Annotated in this window: 15 protein-coding genes and 3 tRNA genes; 1 reads left to right on the top strand and 17 read right to left on the bottom strand. The window is 43.4% G+C overall.

Annotated elements, in window-relative coordinates; all coding sequences use genetic code 11:
* Nucleotides 1-2: 2 nt before the first annotated feature.
* The 12 genes from KUA48_RS14775 to KUA48_RS14720 form a co-directional block, all read right to left on the bottom strand.
* Nucleotides 3-1,022, bottom strand: a complete 1,020-nt coding sequence (locus KUA48_RS14775; RefSeq protein ID WP_218432942.1) for an FAD:protein FMN transferase — start codon at nucleotides 1,020-1,022, stop codon at nucleotides 3-5.
* 21 nt (nucleotides 1,023-1,043) lie between these two features.
* Nucleotides 1,044-1,688, bottom strand: coding sequence for a DUF6048 family protein (locus tag KUA48_RS14770; RefSeq protein WP_153072670.1), 645 nt, complete (start codon nucleotides 1,686-1,688; stop codon nucleotides 1,044-1,046).
* 1 nt (nucleotide 1,689) lies between these two features.
* Nucleotides 1,690-2,169: a DUF6452 family protein gene (locus tag KUA48_RS14765; protein ID WP_217756441.1), complete on the bottom strand. Its 480-nt coding sequence runs from the start codon at nucleotides 2,167-2,169 to the stop codon at nucleotides 1,690-1,692.
* Nucleotides 2,157-3,128, bottom strand: a complete 972-nt coding sequence (locus KUA48_RS14760; RefSeq protein WP_022120160.1) for a glycosyltransferase family 2 protein — start codon at nucleotides 3,126-3,128, stop codon at nucleotides 2,157-2,159. Before KUA48_RS14760 ends, KUA48_RS14765 begins: the two co-directional genes overlap by 13 nt.
* A gap of 35 nt (nucleotides 3,129-3,163) precedes the next feature.
* Nucleotides 3,164-3,778: a DUF4199 domain-containing protein gene (locus tag KUA48_RS14755; RefSeq protein ID WP_153072671.1), complete on the bottom strand. Its 615-nt coding sequence runs from the start codon at nucleotides 3,776-3,778 to the stop codon at nucleotides 3,164-3,166.
* Nucleotides 3,779-3,985: 207 nt separating this feature from the next.
* Nucleotides 3,986-4,059, bottom strand: a tRNA-Thr gene (locus KUA48_RS14750).
* Nucleotides 4,060-4,251: 192 nt separating this feature from the next.
* Nucleotides 4,252-6,825 carry an endonuclease MutS2 gene (locus KUA48_RS14745; protein WP_218432940.1) on the bottom strand — a complete coding sequence of 858 codons (2,574 nt, stop codon included), beginning with the start codon at nucleotides 6,823-6,825 and terminating at the stop codon, nucleotides 4,252-4,254.
* A gap of 106 nt (nucleotides 6,826-6,931) precedes the next feature.
* Nucleotides 6,932-7,612 (bottom strand): thiamine phosphate synthase, encoded by a 681-nt coding sequence (locus tag KUA48_RS14740; protein WP_218432933.1) that lies wholly within the window; start codon nucleotides 7,610-7,612, stop codon nucleotides 6,932-6,934.
* 41 nt (nucleotides 7,613-7,653) lie between these two features.
* On the bottom strand, nucleotides 7,654-8,475 hold the full coding sequence (gene thiD / locus KUA48_RS14735) for a bifunctional hydroxymethylpyrimidine kinase/phosphomethylpyrimidine kinase (RefSeq protein WP_218432932.1): 822 nt from the start codon (nucleotides 8,473-8,475) through the stop codon (nucleotides 7,654-7,656).
* 8 nt (nucleotides 8,476-8,483) lie between these two features.
* Entirely contained in the window at nucleotides 8,484-9,386 is a 903-nt protein-coding gene (locus tag KUA48_RS14730) for a radical SAM/SPASM domain-containing protein (protein WP_256624457.1), read from the bottom strand.
* Between the two features lie 174 nt (nucleotides 9,387-9,560).
* Nucleotides 9,561-9,645 (bottom strand) — tRNA-Ser (locus KUA48_RS14725).
* Between the two features lie 333 nt (nucleotides 9,646-9,978).
* Nucleotides 9,979-10,854 carry an FAD-dependent thymidylate synthase gene (locus tag KUA48_RS14720; protein WP_022121629.1) on the bottom strand — a complete coding sequence of 292 codons (876 nt, stop codon included), beginning with the start codon at nucleotides 10,852-10,854 and terminating at the stop codon, nucleotides 9,979-9,981.
* Between the two features lie 113 nt (nucleotides 10,855-10,967).
* Between KUA48_RS14720 and tsaA the strand changes: the two genes are divergently transcribed.
* Nucleotides 10,968-11,648, top strand: coding sequence for a tRNA (N6-threonylcarbamoyladenosine(37)-N6)-methyltransferase TrmO (gene tsaA / locus KUA48_RS14715; protein WP_006846275.1), 681 nt, complete (start codon nucleotides 10,968-10,970; stop codon nucleotides 11,646-11,648).
* 25 nt (nucleotides 11,649-11,673) lie between these two features.
* On the opposite strand, the gene KUA48_RS14710 is transcribed toward tsaA, so the two are convergent.
* From KUA48_RS14710 to lpxK, 5 genes are all read right to left on the bottom strand, one after another.
* Nucleotides 11,674-13,077, bottom strand: a complete 1,404-nt coding sequence (locus KUA48_RS14710) for a glycoside hydrolase family 28 protein (protein ID WP_218432928.1) — start codon at nucleotides 13,075-13,077, stop codon at nucleotides 11,674-11,676.
* A 133-nt stretch (nucleotides 13,078-13,210) separates the two neighbouring features.
* Nucleotides 13,211-13,283 (bottom strand) — tRNA-Phe (locus tag KUA48_RS14705).
* A gap of 111 nt (nucleotides 13,284-13,394) precedes the next feature.
* Nucleotides 13,395-14,507 (bottom strand): thiamine-phosphate kinase, encoded by a 1,113-nt coding sequence (gene thiL, locus KUA48_RS14700; RefSeq protein ID WP_040552461.1) that lies wholly within the window; start codon nucleotides 14,505-14,507, stop codon nucleotides 13,395-13,397.
* Between the two features lie 23 nt (nucleotides 14,508-14,530).
* On the bottom strand, nucleotides 14,531-15,340 hold the full coding sequence (locus KUA48_RS14695; RefSeq protein ID WP_082231209.1) for a purine-nucleoside phosphorylase: 810 nt from the start codon (nucleotides 15,338-15,340) through the stop codon (nucleotides 14,531-14,533).
* Nucleotides 15,225-16,400 carry a tetraacyldisaccharide 4'-kinase gene (gene lpxK / locus KUA48_RS14690; RefSeq protein WP_117727747.1) on the bottom strand — a complete coding sequence of 392 codons (1,176 nt, stop codon included), beginning with the start codon at nucleotides 16,398-16,400 and terminating at the stop codon, nucleotides 15,225-15,227. The genes KUA48_RS14695 and lpxK overlap by 116 nt, the downstream gene beginning before the upstream one ends.
* Between the last annotated feature and the right edge of the window lie 26 nt (nucleotides 16,401-16,426).

Below are 16,426 nucleotides of genomic sequence, written 5' to 3'. Positions count from 1 at the left end.
GTTTATTTATTTAATATCTTGTTTTTGAGAGATGGTGAATACCATATCTTGTTTTGTCCTTTCTCGTCAGCATAGATGAGATATGCACAGAGGTCCGGATGCTTTTTCAGAATCTGTTTTGCGCCCTCCATTCCCATTACCATAAACGAGGTAGCATAGGCATCGGCTGTGGCACAGTTCTTGGCTAAAACTGTTGCAGATAAGATGTTATGCTGTACAGGATAGCCTGTTTTGGGGTCTATGGTATGTGCATACTTCTTGCCGTTTTTATAATAGAAGTTTCTGTAGTTACCACTCGTAGCCATGGCTATGTCGGTAATATCAAGTACATCCTGAATTTCCTGACTCGTATTGGTAGAATCGTCAGTTGGCTTGTTGATACCAATATGCCAAGGCACTTGTTTCTCGCTAACACCGTTTACTACAATTTCTCCACCAATCTCAACCATAAAGTTGCTGATACCTTTCTTTTTCAGGAATCTGGCAACAATGTCGCTGCCATATCCTTTGGCGATAGCAGAACAGTCAAGCATGATCTTAGGATTTTGCTTGATGATGCGGCCCTTTTCCAAGGCTACTTTCTCATGACCAACCAGCGTTTTGATACTGTCTATCTTGACTTTCGTAGGAGGTACCCCCTGCTTGAATCCAAAGCCCCAGAGGTTTACCATTGGGGCAACCGTGATATCAAAGGCTCCATTGGTTTCTTTTGAGATGCTTTCTGCCATGCGGAATACTTCGGTAAACATTTCGTCTACCTCAATATCTTTACCTTGGTTTACCTGTGTGATGACAGAGGTCTTATTGAAAGGAGACAAGGATTGGTCTACCTTCTTGAGTTCTGTTTCTATCTCTTGCTGGTAGTTGGTATCACTCTGATAGGTAATGTGATAGATGGTTCCAAAGATAAAGCCGGTATCTTTCTGATAGGGCGTATTATGCTGCTGACGTATGATAATGATGGTACCAATGATAAGTATCAACAGAAATGGAAGTTGCCAGATAAGTTTCTTTTTTTTCATTCTTTACACATTATGAAGTCTTTAAATCTCTAGGGTTACATTGAATGTTCCGCCAAGGCGTGAACCTCCCTGCTTACCGTAGCCTGGCACATACCAGGTGTTGCCTAATTCTCCATCGTTCTTGAAGAGGCGGCGTTTGTATCTGAAACTCCAACCCATACGGACGGGACCCCAGATTTTGGCATCAATACCTATTACACCTTCCAGCCAATGATAGTTGCAGGAAATGCCATTACCTCCATAGGGCGTTTCGCCGCCCCATACTGGGTCTGTAACGGGTGGAGCGCTCAGGTCATATTCATAATAGGTGCAGGCATAACGGAAACCGCCAAACAGACGGTAGTCGTCGTGTTTGTTCTTCAGAAGATTCCAGTCTACACCTAATCTGAAATAGGGAGCGCTGGTCTTGTAGGAGATTTGGGTTGCCTCATCGCTGGCATCTGCCTTTCCATAACCCAATTCGAAAACAGGATAATACTTGTCTTTCAGATTGATACGGAGAGATGCTTCGTACTGCCCATAGTCGCTAACCATCAACTGTACGGGACCTATCAGGTCAACTCCCACAGCCATACCTCTAAAAAAAGGTATGGTATCAGGCTGCTGCTCTATGATCTTCTTCTTGCTTTGGGCCTGACAGGGGAGAACAGCAAATAGGGATAGCATACTAGTTGCGGCTGCCAAAATATATGTAGAAATGTGCTTTGGATGCATCATAATTTACCTCTTTTTGATTGATGACTATTGAGTCAATATAATTGTGAGTAGTCTTAACATCGGTTATCGTATGGAAGAACGATGGACTGCAGTCTACCGACTCAAAATGAGAGCGGTTTTCCTTTGATACAGTCATGGTGTCCTTGAATACTTGTTTCGATAGGGTATGTATCTCGAAAAACAATACGTCTTCATCCTGGCTGTAACTCATAGGCAGACTGAAACTGTCTACGTTTACATCCTTATTGATCAGCACACTATCTGTTCCTGCTATCTTTTTCGTAGAAATCGTTAGCGTGTCTTTTAGCGTTTTATTGTCGCCCATCAACTTGTATTTGGTATATACGGTATTGTTGAGTGGGCAGTCGAGAGATGTACATCCCATCATGGCTAGAACCATGAAAACGACGAAAGGTATTATTTTCCGCATCTTATTTCTTTTTCTATTTGATAATCGTTACGGTTTGGGTTCTGGCGGCTGATAAGGTCGCCCAGGAATCCGGCAAGGAACAGCTGGCTACCCAAAACCATCGCTACAAGAGCAATGAAGAAGTAAGGTGAATCGGTAATGAGATGTCCGTAGATGCCGTTGTGCAGGTCGATGGCCTTGTCTATACCTAAGCCGATGAGCGATAGGAAGGCTATGAAGAATACGACGCTACCCAGGAAGCCGAATACGTGCATTGGTTTTTTGCCAAAATTGCTCAGGAACCAGAGTGTCATCAAGTCAAGATAACCATTTACAAAGCGGTTCCATCCCATAAACTTTGATTTGCCGAACTTTCTTGCCTGATGATGAACAGGCTTTTCGCCTATCTTGGCAAAACCTGCATTCTTGGCTAGATATGGGATGTAACGATGCATCTCACCATATACCTCGATATTCTTAACTACGTCGAGGCGATAAGCTTTCAGACCGCAGTTGAAGTCGTGCAGATTGTGTATGCCGCTTACTTTGCGTGCAGTAGCATTGAAGAGTTTGGTAGGGATGGTCTTGCTCAGAGGATCTCCTTCTTTACGGTTCTGCTTGTAACCTGACACGAGGTCGTATCCCTCTTTCATAATCATCTGGTAGAGTCCCGGAATCTCGTCTGGAGAATCCTGTAGATCGGCATCCATGGTGATGACAACATCGCCCTGTGCTTCTTTGAAACCACAGAAGAGTGCTGGGCTCTTTCCATAGTTTCTGCGGAATTTGATACCCTTTACTTGCTCGTTCTTCTCTGCAAGTTCTTCTATGACGTTCCATGAACGGTCGGTAGAACCGTCGTTCACAAAGATGACTTCATAAGTAAAATCGTTTGAGGCCATTACTCGCTTTATCCAGGCGAAGAGCTCTGGTAACGACTCTTCCTCATTGAAAAGAGGAATTATTACTGAAATATCCATTATCTTGTATTTATCTGTTTGTCTCTTATTTATTGTTATTTTGTATGCTGTTGTTTGTTCTTCTTTGCCATTACAGCAGCAATAATCGGGCTGAGTACAGCACCTGCTACCAGGTCGGTAATCATAAACATCGAAGCCCAGGCTATCGGTTTCATCATACTGACGGCATCAAGAAGGGCTTTAGATTCCCCTGCAGTTAACTGATACGCTTGTGCTACAATCTGATAGTTGGTTTGCAGTTGGTTCATGAATAGACCCGTATCCATAAAACGGAACCAAAGATATTGCACAAGGGTAAGCAGAAGGGTTGCATTGAAGAATGTCTGGATGCAATAGTAGAATGCATGACGGAAAGAGATATGTCCGTCTCTTGCATAGTCACGGAATGCCTTCAGTCGCTTTGCCACAACAAATGGGGTTGCTATGATGAGAATGTTGGAAATGAATCCCAGCATCTGGTATTGCGGGTCTACTGCCAGCATGGTACATACGAAACTGACAATCCAGACAGCTCCGAGGATGGCACCATCTTGCCGGGCGAATGCTTTGGTTTGTCTTATCTTGCCTGTGTCGATGATAATCGTTTTAACCTTATGCATTTGCTGGCTTGTCTTCTTTTCTTTCTGATTCTCGTTATTTTCTGTATTCATTGTTTTTATTGTATTTCTACGGATGTAACATATCAATTTGCAAAAATACAACTTTTTTATTATATAAGGTGTAAAGGGTGGAAATATTTATATATAATTAAAGATAGATCCTCGTGAAATAGAGGTTTCAACTGTAATGTTATGAAATATAGAAATAAAATGTATGTAAATAAAAAAAGGAACCTTCCAAAAGAAGATTCCTTTTTGAGCCTCTTGTCGGATTCGAACCAACGACCCCGAGATTACAAATCACGTGCTCTGGCCAACTGAGCTAAAGAGGCGGGTGGACAAGCGATTCATATCGCACCGCTACAACCAAGTACCCTTGCTATGTTCCCATCCTGGGGGATTCCGAGGGAGCTGGTCGTATGAGACTTGTCCGTCTCAATTTTTAAGCGGGTGCAAAGGTACGGTTTTTCTTTGAGCCCGCCAAATATTTTGCCGAAAAACTTCAGTTGTTTAACGTTTGTTTACTAAAAATCAACTACCGTAATGCCTGATCCGCCAAATTGTACGTGTTCATCTGCATAATGGGTCACATTAGGCACACTACTCAGATATTGGCGAATGAGCTGTCTTAGGATGCCATTTCCCTTTCCGTGAAGGATTCTGACTCTTGGCATTCCTACCAGGATAGCATCATCGATGAAGTATTGTACCGCATTAAGTGCTTCATCGCCTCGCATTCCGCGAACGTCCAGATCCTGGTGAAAGTTGGATTTATGTGAGTCGATGGTCTTTCTGGTTTCCTTACTGATACCGTATGAAGCCAGATTTTCCTTGCGCTCTTCTGTCTTGTCTGCATTTTCAACTGGAGTTGTGGCATGCTCCAGACGGTTCAGGCGCATCTTGGTTCTCATTCCTCCAAATACGGCAGTTGCTGTATCTCCAGTAATGTTTTCTATCTTTCCGACAGTAGTCAGTCCCTTGATGCGCACCGTATCGCCAATCTGAATATCACGTTTACTATCTACTTGAGTCTTGTTCTGTGCATTCCTCAGTGCAGCTGCAGCCTTCTCCTGATTCTCTTTCTTTTCAGCCTGGCGCTTGGCATGGCGCTCTTTGCGTTGTTGAATCTGGGCTATCTTGCGGGCAATTTTGTCATCGGTCTCCTTGGTATCAATTTCTTGAACCTCTTGCTTGAAGGTATCAAGTTCCTGACGGATACGGCGGGTTTCTTCTTTTTCAGCCTGGCTTTCTTTGATTTCCCGGATGGCGTTTTCGATTCTCTTGTTACTTTCTTTCAGAAGTTCTGCGGCTTCTTCTTTTGCCTTTTTGAGAATTGCCTTTCTGCTTCGCTCAATATCCTCTATGTCGTTTTCGTACTTGGAGATTGTTTTCTCCATGTCTTTTTCACGCTGATGGATATTCTGGCGTTTGTTTTCCCAATATCGCTTGTCACGAACTATATCCTGAAGATACTTGTCGCTTTGAATGTATTCAGAACCAACGATATCTGATGCTTCCTTGATTACTTCTTCGGGTAATCCTATCTTTCTTGCAATTTCGATAGCGAAAGAAGAACCTGGTCTGCCGATAGCTAATTGGAAGAGGGCTTTCATCTCATGGCGGTCGTAGAGCATGGCGCCGTTAACCACTCCTTCATGGCTGTCGGCAAAATGCTTCAGGTTCTGATAGTGGGTGGTAATCACACCATAAGCTTGCTGCTTGCAGAACTTGTCGAGTACAGCTTCGGCGATAGCACCACCGATTCCTGGCTCTGTACCTGTACCAAACTCATCTATCAGAATGATGGTCTCGCTATTGGCTGCCTTCATCATATTCTTCATGTTCAGAAGATGAGATGAGTAGGTACTCAAGTCGTTCTCCAGACTCTGTTCGTCACCGATATCAATCATGATGTTTTGGAAAACACCTGTCTTTGAACGCTCACTTACAGGGATGCTCAAACCGCATTGCAGCATATATTGTAATAATCCGACGGTTTTCAGGCAGACAGATTTGCCGCCTGCATTTGGACCGGAGATGATAAGAATGCGTTTGTCCTGTGTAAGCATGATATCCAACGGAACTACTTTCTCGTTTTTTTTCTGTAGAGATAGCTGCAATAATGGGTGTATCGCACGGGTCCAGTCTATGTGTGGGTGGTCTTCTACCTCGGGTTCTATGGCTTTGAAGATATCAGCCAGTTTTTGCTTGGCTTGTATCAGGTCAATGATGGCAAGGAAACGGTAACTGTCCAGAATTTCCTTGGAGTATGGGCGTACCTTGTTGGTAAAGTCGGTGAGGATGCGAATGATTTCCTTTCTCTCTTCACCCTCCAGTTCACGTACACGGTTGTTTGCCTCTACTACCTCGGTAGGTTCTATAAAGACAGTTTTACCTGTGGCACTCTCTTCGTGTACGATACCTTTGATTTTACGTTTTAGAGTAGGGATGACGGGAATAACCAGTCTGCCGTCACGCAGGGTAGGGGTAACATCTTTTTCTACGATGCCTTCACTTTGTGCCGAGCGCAATATACTATATAAGGTACGTGATATGCTGCCCTCTGTCTTTGCCAGTTCTCTGCGAATCTGAAGAAGTTCAGGGGTTGCGTTATCTCTTATCTTGCCGAATTTGTCAAGTATCTGGTCGATGCGCTGAATCAGTTGTGGAAAAGTAACTACATCCTGTGAAAGGCGATGTAGGGCTGGGTAGGGATACTTTTTCTCTCTTTTCCATCCGTCTTCCGGCTCGTCATCATCATCGCTGTGATTCAATATTTTCACCATATCTGCTATGGTAGATAGTGAACGTCGCAAGTCAAACAGCTCGTCCTCCTCCAGGTGACTGTTTTCTACACGGATACGGAGGATGCTCTCCCTTACATCATAGAAATATTGTAGGGGAAAGTCTTCTACTTCCTCCATCAGTCTGCGGAACTCACGCACCTGCATGAGCCATTCGTTAACTTGTTCTGCATCGCTGCTGAATGCCATCTTGTCTACCTGTTCCTTTCCGAGTGGAGAGAGGCATCTTTCGCGCAGCATCTTGCGGATTTCATTGAATCCTATCTTATTTTCAAAATTATCTGGATATATCATGGGTGCAAAGGTAGTGCAAATCGAAGACAATACAAAATAAAAAAGCATTTTTTTATTTTTATTGTTGAGATTCGGCCTGTCTTATTAGAAAGTAGTGTATTTCCCTCTACCAAATGTTTGAACTGTTAAGCTTATTCTGGACATTTCCGGGGGCAAGTTTCTGCTTAATTACGGCAAGATATTCCGTCCATTTTGCATCAGTTCTTCTGTTCCAGACGTCGCCTAAGAATGCAGCTCCGCCAAAGTTCCATGCTCTCAATTGTGGAATATATTCAGGGGTGACACCTCCCAATGCAACTACTCGCTCATTGATGATTCCATTGATGCCTGCTTCCTCTAAGTCTTTGTTAGAGAAGGAATGTTTGTAGCCTTTCTTTGAAATGCTGTCAAAGATTGGACTGAGTAAAACATAATGGCAGGCAGGTTTGAGAATCGCGCTCTTTTCGTCTTTGTTCTTGGGTGATATAGTCTGGAGAGCTTGTTCTACTTCCTTAAAACTATGGCAGGATTGTGAGATGCTTCCTTGAAAGCCTTCTGGAATCTCGTGGTTTCTTCTGTTAAGATGAATACCATGAAGATGAAATTCCTGGCAAAGTTCGAAGTGATCGTGTACTACGATCTTTTTATGCCATTTCTTGTCGATTTCCTGTATCAGTCGCTTACACTCCTCTATATTTGATTCTGGTTTGCGCAGATGTAGCAGGTCTATACCTGCTTTAAAGAGTTGGTTGATATAGGTTGATTCATTCTCTATAAAATCGGGCAGAGTGATTACTATCCATTTCATATTCGTTGTGATTTTATTTCTTTATATAAAGGTGTTGGCTGTTATTTGATAAACAGTGCCTTGGGTTCATAGAAATGATTCACCGGACCATGACCTTTTCCTATCTGTACATCTTTTCCTGCCAGAATTGCGCCTGAAAGATAGGTCTTTGCCATGGCGATAGCTGTATTCATATCCATTTCTCTTGCCAGATAAGAAGTGATGGCTGAGGATAGGGTACAACCTGTACCGTGGGTATTGCGTGTGTTTACGCTAAGGCCTCGATAACTGGTAATAGGCTTTCCGTCTTCGAAGAGGTAATCAATCTTTTCTGCTCCCTGGAAATGGCCGCCTTTGATGAGTATATATTTACAGCCTAACTTACTGATGGCTAAAGCTGCGTTCTGGATGTCTTCCTTATTCTGTATCTTCATTCCTGCCAGTATCTCTGCTTCCGGGATGTTAGGTGTTAGCAGGGTAGCTAGTGGTAATAACTCCTGTATGAAAATGCTGAGAGCGTCCTCCTGCATGAGTCTGCAACCACTGGTGGAAACCATCACGGGGTCAATGATGAGATGCTGGTATTTCCCTTGGTATCTTTTCAGGGCTTCTGCGATTGCTTGGATGGTGGCACGGTCGTTCACCATACCTACTTTGATGGCATCGGGATGGATGTCCTCCATCACAGCTTCTATCTGGCCCTTTACGATTTCGGGGTTGATGTCTTGGATGGCATAAACTCCCAGGGTGTTCTGTACGGTAATGGCTGTAATGGCCGATGCGGCATATACGCCTAGTGCTGACATGGTCTTGATGTCAGCTTGTACGCCGGCTCCTCCGCAACTGTCTGAGCCAGCTATTGTCATTGCTGTATAATATTTCATAATTCCTATTAACTTCTTGCTTTTCCTCTAAAACTGTTTCTTACCAGGGCTGATTCACAGGTCTCACAGAGATGTTCTGTGGCTTGATGGTGCTTGAAACCTTCTATTATGGCTTGGGCACGGGATGAAGCCAGAATTTCTTCCAGCGATTGTTCAAGCAGGTTCCCAAGTGCTACATCTCCGTTGTGGTCCAAACAGCAGGGTACCAATGTTCCGTCTGCCAATACGCCTATCTGTTTGAGTAGGGCTTTACAGAAAACTTCTCTTTTTTCTTCTCTGATACCTGATTTCTGATTTCCTTTTATCATTTCCTTTTCTTCGATATGGTTATCAAAGTTGGGCCATTCGAATTTCCTGTCAAACTCCAGATAGAGATTATTGGCAAGTCTGTAACCGTCAGGTCGTTCTTTCCAGGGTTTGGGAACAAATTTTTCGATGTGCTCCATTACTTCCTCATTTTCCCGGTCTTTTCCTCCTTGGTTCCAAAGTCTGAGAACTATGCAGGTTCCTTTCTCTGCTGCTTGGGTTGAAAAAGTCATCACCTCGTTCATGTAACTGGCAAGCTCTCCCTTGGCATTACTCTCGTGTGAGTGGAGTGAGAGCTGTATTTTGTGGGGAAGTGTGTCAAGGAGATCCATAGCTTTGGGTAGCAGAGTGCCGTTGGATGTAAGTACGGTTTTGAAACCTTTCTCTCTTGCCATATTGATAAACTCGGGTAGAAGAGGGTGTAGTAGGGGTTCGCCCATAATGTGGAAATATAGGAAACAGACCTTCCCGCGTATCTTGTCGGTGAGCAGGTCGAATTCCTCAGCACTCAACTGTCTTTTCTTCCTTGTATGTTTTGGACAGAAGTGGCAGTTGAGATTACATGTATTGGTGATTTCTATGTAACAGCGATCTATCATTGTCATGTCTTTTCTTGCATATAGCTTACTTTTTAGCAAAGTTACATGTTTTCTTTGATATGACCAAATAATATAGCATAATTTTGCATTTGAAGTCTTCTTGTCATGGATAGTGAATGAATATGAAGGAAATATACAGATATAAAAAAGCCTTCTGAAATTTCTTTCAGAAGGCTCTTGCGGAGAGAGAGGGATTCGAACCCCCGGTACCTCTCGGTACGACGGTTTTCAAGACCGTTGTAATCGACCACTCTACCATCTCTCCATTGTTTTAGTCTGGATGACTATAGCTTGGTTTTCTTAAGCGGTTGCAAAGGTACTACTAATTTCTGGTTCCACCAAATTTTTCGCCAACTTTTTTTTGTTTTTCTTCAAAAAAATGCATTTTGGGGGCTAATAAGTGGCAAAATCGGCAAAAAATAGAGAGGTAAGGCTGAGAAAGACAATAAAAAAGGGCTACCGCCGTAGCCCCAATCTTGATAACCTTAAATCTAATACTATGAAAAACACACCGCAAAAATACGAAATAAATCTATTCGTTATGTCAAAAGAATAGAAAATCTTTATTTTGAAAGGGTGCTTTAATATTTTTTAAATCTTAGAGGTAACCTTTCTGCTTAAACTCTTCCATCAGTGGCAAGGCTAAAATCTTGGCATCAGGATGTGGTGCACCGGTAGTACCTAATGCGCGAAGGTCGAAGAAATGTTTCCAGTCACTCACGAAAGCGGTATGAACCAGTTCTGTGTTGCAGTCCAATGGTAGGATGGCTCGTGCTTCCTGTGGCTTGCAACCTGCCTCTATCAGTTTCATGTAGGCATATTCGGCAGCCTGATTGGCGAATATCCAAGTTGTGAGTTTACTCCATTCTGCAGTTCTTCCTTCTGCAATGTCAGCACACATATCTTCTATTCGGTAGTCGCTGGGATCTTGTGAACCATCGAACCCTTCTGCTTCTACCCATGTAGGCAGGTTGATGGTAATCTCGTTATCAAACTTATTCTTCGAATAGTTGCAGTATCGGGTACTCTGCTCTGCCATAGAGTTGGCACGATGACGGTTATATTCTCGGGTTATGGAAATCTGAGTAGTAAAATGAACGGTAATACGGAGTTCGTGCTTACCTTCTTCATAGTTGCTGAGGTACTTCAAATCATCCATCGCTTTGTTTTCTGCCAATACTCGGAGATTGGTTGTAATATAGTCTTTGCCGTCTAAAGTTTTCAGACGTGAGAACTTGTTGTGGGTATAAAGCGGCAACTCTCCATGTTTGCATACCAGATACACGGTTCCATGTTCCAGCATGGCAAAGTGTTCACTCTGCACCATCCGATCCACGAAAGGTTTGGCAGAATTCACAGTGGTATTGTTCTCACTTTTATAGCATACTCTTCCTGCTCGTTCTATCTGCTGGTAGATACCGAGTTCACCTGGTTTCTGTAACCAGATTTCATACGATGGTCTTTGTATTTTCATTTCTTTTTTGTTTTTTTATTCTGTCTGCAAAGGTACATTATTTTGTGCATACGGCAAAATAATTCATGGCTTTTTTCGTCTTATATATAATTAATGTGTAATAATTAGTAAATATGGAGATAAAACCAATAGCATATTTTCGTTCTCCCTTCAGTAGCAAGTTTGGCATACCCAAACAGGCTGGATTGGTAGCAGAACTGGAAGGACAGATTGTTTTTGAACCCGAATTTCGTAACCCTGATGCGCTGCGTGGCATGGAGGGCTTTGACTATCTTTGGCTGATTTGGGAATTTTCTGCCAATAGGCACAAAGCGCACAGTCCGGTTGTTCGTCCTCCTGTGTTGGGAGGCAATGAGAAAGTGGGTGTCTTTGCCACTCGAAGTCCTTTCCGTCCCAATAATATAGGTCTTTCATCGGTAAAAATTTCTCATATCGAATGGGAGACTCCTCATGGTCCTGTCATTCATGTTAAGGGAGCTGATCTTATGGACAAGACACCGATATTTGACATCAAGCCGTATGTGGTGTATGCCGATTCTCATCCTGGGGCAAGGAGCGGTTTTGTTGATGACCGCAAATGGCAGAAACTTGATGTAGAGATTTCTGAAGATGTAGACAGGCATCTGCGTCTGCAGGGATTGAATGCAGAAAAGATTGAAATATTGAAAGAGGTACTTGCCCAAGATCCCCGTCCGCATTACCAGAAAGACCCTCATAAGGTCTATGGAATGCCTTATGAGGGTCTTGATATTCATTTCACAGTTTGCGATCATACGCTTACTGTTGTCAAGTAGACTTCTTGAATGTTGAGTAGAAAACTTACTTTGCGAAACTTTCGAAACGTACGTTTTCCATCTGAATTTTGCAGGCAGCATCGATATTCTTGGCTTCCTTGGTGTAGAAGATATTGGAGTTCTTGATGGTGATATCGTGTACCATACCTTCTGCACCATGTGCTTCAACACCAGTTTCGCAACCTCGTACGTAGATATCGCTCATGTGGATGTCCTGAAAGTTTGGCAGGAATTCCTGTTTTACAGGAGCGGTCTGTTTCTTGGCACCTACGTGGTTGTCAAAATAGGTGGTCTCAAAGGTGATGGCTGCATCCTTGATATCGGTCATGTAGATATGGTCGATATAGATGTTCTCTGATGTTCCACCTCTCTTCACTGCACTTTTAAAGCGTAAACCGGTATCTGTTCCCTGGAAAGTATTGTTGCGAACAACAATATTCTTCATGCCGCCAGAGAACTCGCTGCCGATAACAAAACCTCCATGGGCATGGTATACGGTGTTGTCCTGGATATTGATGTTTTCACAAGGACCTGCTGCCACACCTGCTGCGCCGGCGCCACCCTTCATGCAGATACCATCATCACCAGCATCAATCACATTGTTTACGATGAGTACATCCTTACAGCTGGAGATATCAATCGCATCACCGTTCTGGGCATTCCATGGACATTTTACGGTGATTCCGTCGATAGTCACATTCTTGCATCGGGTAGGGATGATATGGAATTTAGGACTATTCAGAAGTGTAACTCCCTGTACGAGCACATTCTCGCAACTGGTGAATCTGATCATGTGTGTTCGGGTTTTCTCCTGTTCGTCCATATTCTCAGCCACATTAGGTTCGTGCTTCAGGTTGAAAGGATACCAGATGTCACCCTTCTCATTCAGTGTTCCGCCCATAGCCTGGAATTCTTTCCATTCTACGTCACTAACCTTACTGCGCTTTACCGGTCTCCACCATTCTCCGTTTCCGTCAATGGTGCCCTCGCCTGTGATAGAAATATTTTTTCTCTTGCTGGCATTGATGGCTGGAGTTGCACGGCTTTCTTTTTTACCTGTGGTCTTGTCTATCTTGAAATGGTCGTTCTTGTCTTCAGAAAGAACGATGATGGCATTCTTTTCCAGATGCAGGTCAATATTGTCCTTCAGTGAGATGAGACCGGTAAGGTAGATACCTGCAGGCACATTAAGATGACCGCCGCCCATCTTGTTCAGTTTGCTGATAGCTTTGGCAAATGCCTGGGTATTCATGGTGAGTCCGTCACCATTACCGCCATATTCCAAGATACTGACATGATTGGCTGGGATGCTAGGCAATGTAGGTTGCTGCATCTGAACTGGTAAGTTCTGATAATACTTACTGTAATCTTTGGCATTGGCTGTCACAAATGAGAAACAGATCAATAAAGCTATTAAAATCTTCTTCATAAGCTTTTTAAGTTTAGTTTGTTTAATAAATTCTATACTTTGTCTTGTTTGTAATATCTGTTACCTTAAGGTGTGGATATAAAAAAAGACGGCCCTAACCACAGTTAGTAACCGCCTTTTATGAAAGGAGGAGTGGTACCACCAGGAATCGAACCGGGGACACAAGGATTTTCAGTCCTTTGCTCTACCAACTGAGCTATGGCACCATCTTGCTTTTTGCGGTTGCAAAGGTACAATAAATATTTTAATTGAGCAAGAGAAAACGAAATATTTTCTCTTGCTTAATGTTTATTAACTAAATATCCCCTTGCTTGAAATTAATCTTTCAGAGGATTCCAACCTTGTGCTTTCAGTTCAAATTCCTGTCCGTCTCTGGTAATGAGGAACTTGCCCAGATTTTCTTTGGTGATGTAGCCAATCTGCCTTACACCCTCCATAGTCTCAATCTTCTCGTGGTCACCGATAGGTACGGTAAAGAGAAGTTCATAATCTTCGCCACCATTCATAGCACAGGTGGTAAGGTTCATATTGAATTCTTCTGCCTGCACGGCTGTCTGGTAGTCGATAGGTATGTTCTTCTCATATACTCTGCATCCGCAATGACTCTGTTCGCAGATATGCATCAATTCACTGCTCAGACCATCGCTCACATCCATCATGGCGGTAGGACGGATACCTGCCTCACGCAGTTGTGCTATCACATCTCCGCGTGCCTCAGGCTGCAGTTGTCTTTCCAAGAGATATTCCTTGCCGGCGAAATCAGGCTGGAAGTTGCGCATATTCTCTAAGTCTCTGTTCAGAAGAGCCAGTTTCTCGTTGTCACCATTTGCTTTAGCCTCAGCCATCTTCTTTCGGATATCTTCTATCTGTCCGTAGTATACAGCCTTTTCGCGTTCCAGCAGTTGAAGTCCCATATAGGCACCGCCCAAGTCACCCGACACACAGATCAGGTCTGTTTCCTTGGCTCCGTTGCGGTATACGATTTCTTCTTTTGCTGCTTCTCCGATACAAGTAATACTGATGGCTAAACCGGTGAGGGAAGAGGTAGTATCACCTCCCACGATATCTACTCCCCATTTGTCACATGCCATTCGAAGACCCTTATAGAATTCATCAATGTCTTCTACTTTGAATCGTTTACTCAATGCTATGCTTACTACCATCTGACGTGGGGTTCCGTTCATAGCAAAGATATCACTGATGTTTACCATTGCACTCTTGTAACCCAAGTGAACCATGTCAATATAGGTAAGGTCGAAATGTACGCCCTCCATCAGCATATCTGTAGTCATGAGCACCTCCTTGTCTGGATAATGCATCACGGCACAATCGTCGCCTACACCATAAACTGTAGACTCGTTTTTCTTTTCATAACCTTTGGTGAGATGGTTTATAAGACCGAATTCACCTAACTTTGAGATATCCAAAATAAATAATAGTTTATAATTTATACTTAAGATCTGCGGATGATTTCTCGCATAATCTCTGTCATCTTAGGCTGTGCGGCATTGGCTGCAATCTGCACCTCCTCATGACTGACTTCTACAGGTACATCGAAACCGCCAAGATCGGTGATGATGCTGATGCCGAAAACTTTGATTCCACAATGGCGGGCAACAATCACTTCAGGTACAGTACTCATACCTACAGCGTCACCACCCAATACACGATACATGCGATACTCTGCCGGTGTCTCGAAGGTAGGTCCCTGAACGCCAACATATACACCATGCTTTGCATCAATTCCCTTCTCCTTAGCGATATCGTCGGCAAGGTCGCGGAGTTTCTTGTCGTATGCTTCGTGCATATCCGGGAAACGTGGACCGGTAGGGAAGTTCTTACCGCGCAATGGATGTTCTGGGAAGAAGTTGATGTGATCATCGATAATCATCAGGTCTCCAATCTGGAATTCCGGATTCATACCGCCCGAAGCGTTGCTTACAAAGAGGGTTTCAATGCCCAACTCGTACATCACACGTTCTGGGAAGGTTACAGCCTTCATGTCATATCCTTCATAGTAATGAAATCTTCCTTCCATAGCCATGATATCTTTACCTCCTAACTTACCGAAAATCAGTTTGCCAGCATGACCTTGAACGGTAGATACTGGGAAGTTTGGTATTTCGCTATATGGAAATTCATAACTGTCAGTTATTTCTGAAGCTAATTGTCCTAGACCGGTTCCCAGTATGATTGCTGTCTTCGGACTTGTTGTCATCCTTTCTTTTAGCCAGGATGCTGTTTCTTGAATTTTTTCGTACATAGCTAATGATTTTGTCGTTAAAATTATCTTCTTGTTCCAGCATGAAACTTACCTTGATAGGCAGTTCGTATATGCTTTTCTTAACTATTTCATAGAGTCCCTCTGTCTCTTTTAGTCTCACGGCATCTTTCTCTGTCGTGATAATCAGACGGGGTTCTGGCATCTGTTCAAACGCCTCGTTGATGCGTGTGATGTCTTTATTCTTGAAGCGATGGTGATCACCGAAACTCAGCGACTGCATACTCTTGACCATTGGCTTCAGGTCGTGTTCCATCTGCTTAGGCGATGCGATACCAGTAACCAGCAGAGCATGGTAGTTTTTCAACTCCTCCTTGGCTATTTGCTGGTCTTCGAAAACTCCCTTTGGCGTATCATAGTTGATGCAGGTGAAGTAGAGCTTCTGGAAAGGGTAAAGGTCCATAGCCTTGGTGAGTACTCGAAATTCCATTGGCTTCAGATCCTTTGGACATTTAGTGATAATCACAATGTCTGCACGGTTCTTACCGCTTAGAGGTTCTCTCAGTCTTCCTGCTGGCAACATCTTGTCATAGATGATCAGACGGTGGTAATCTACCAGCAGAATGTTGATACCTGGCTTCACATAGCGATGCTGAAAGGCATCATCCAGTAATACAACATCTACATCCTTGGTCGGTTCTTCATTCTGTAACTTTTCGATTCCTCTCACACGCTTAGCGTCTACGGCTACATAGATATCGTCAAACTTGCTGTGCATCTGGAAGGGTTCATCGCCAATCTCTGACATTGTCGTATCTTTATCTGCCAGCACATAGCCACTGGTCTTTCTTTTGTAACCACGTGATAGCACAGCAATCTTTACCTTGTCGTGTAACAAGCGTATCAGATACTCCACATGGGGAGTCTTGCCCGATCCGCCCACCGTGATGTTACCCACAGAAATGATCGGGATTGAGAATGACTGACTCTTTTTCAGTCCGATATCGAAGAGCCAATTGCGAAATCTGACCATGCCGCCATAAATCCAACTCAGTGGTAGCAGCCAGTCGTTGATCTTGATAAGATCGCCTTCTGTTCTCATGTCTGTTTCCTTTCTCTTAATTCGGT

The organism is Segatella copri, from assembly GCF_019249795.2.
Taxonomy (GTDB): domain Bacteria; phylum Bacteroidota; class Bacteroidia; order Bacteroidales; family Bacteroidaceae; genus Prevotella; species Prevotella copri_B.
This window is presented reverse-complemented; position numbering and strand designations above follow the sequence as displayed.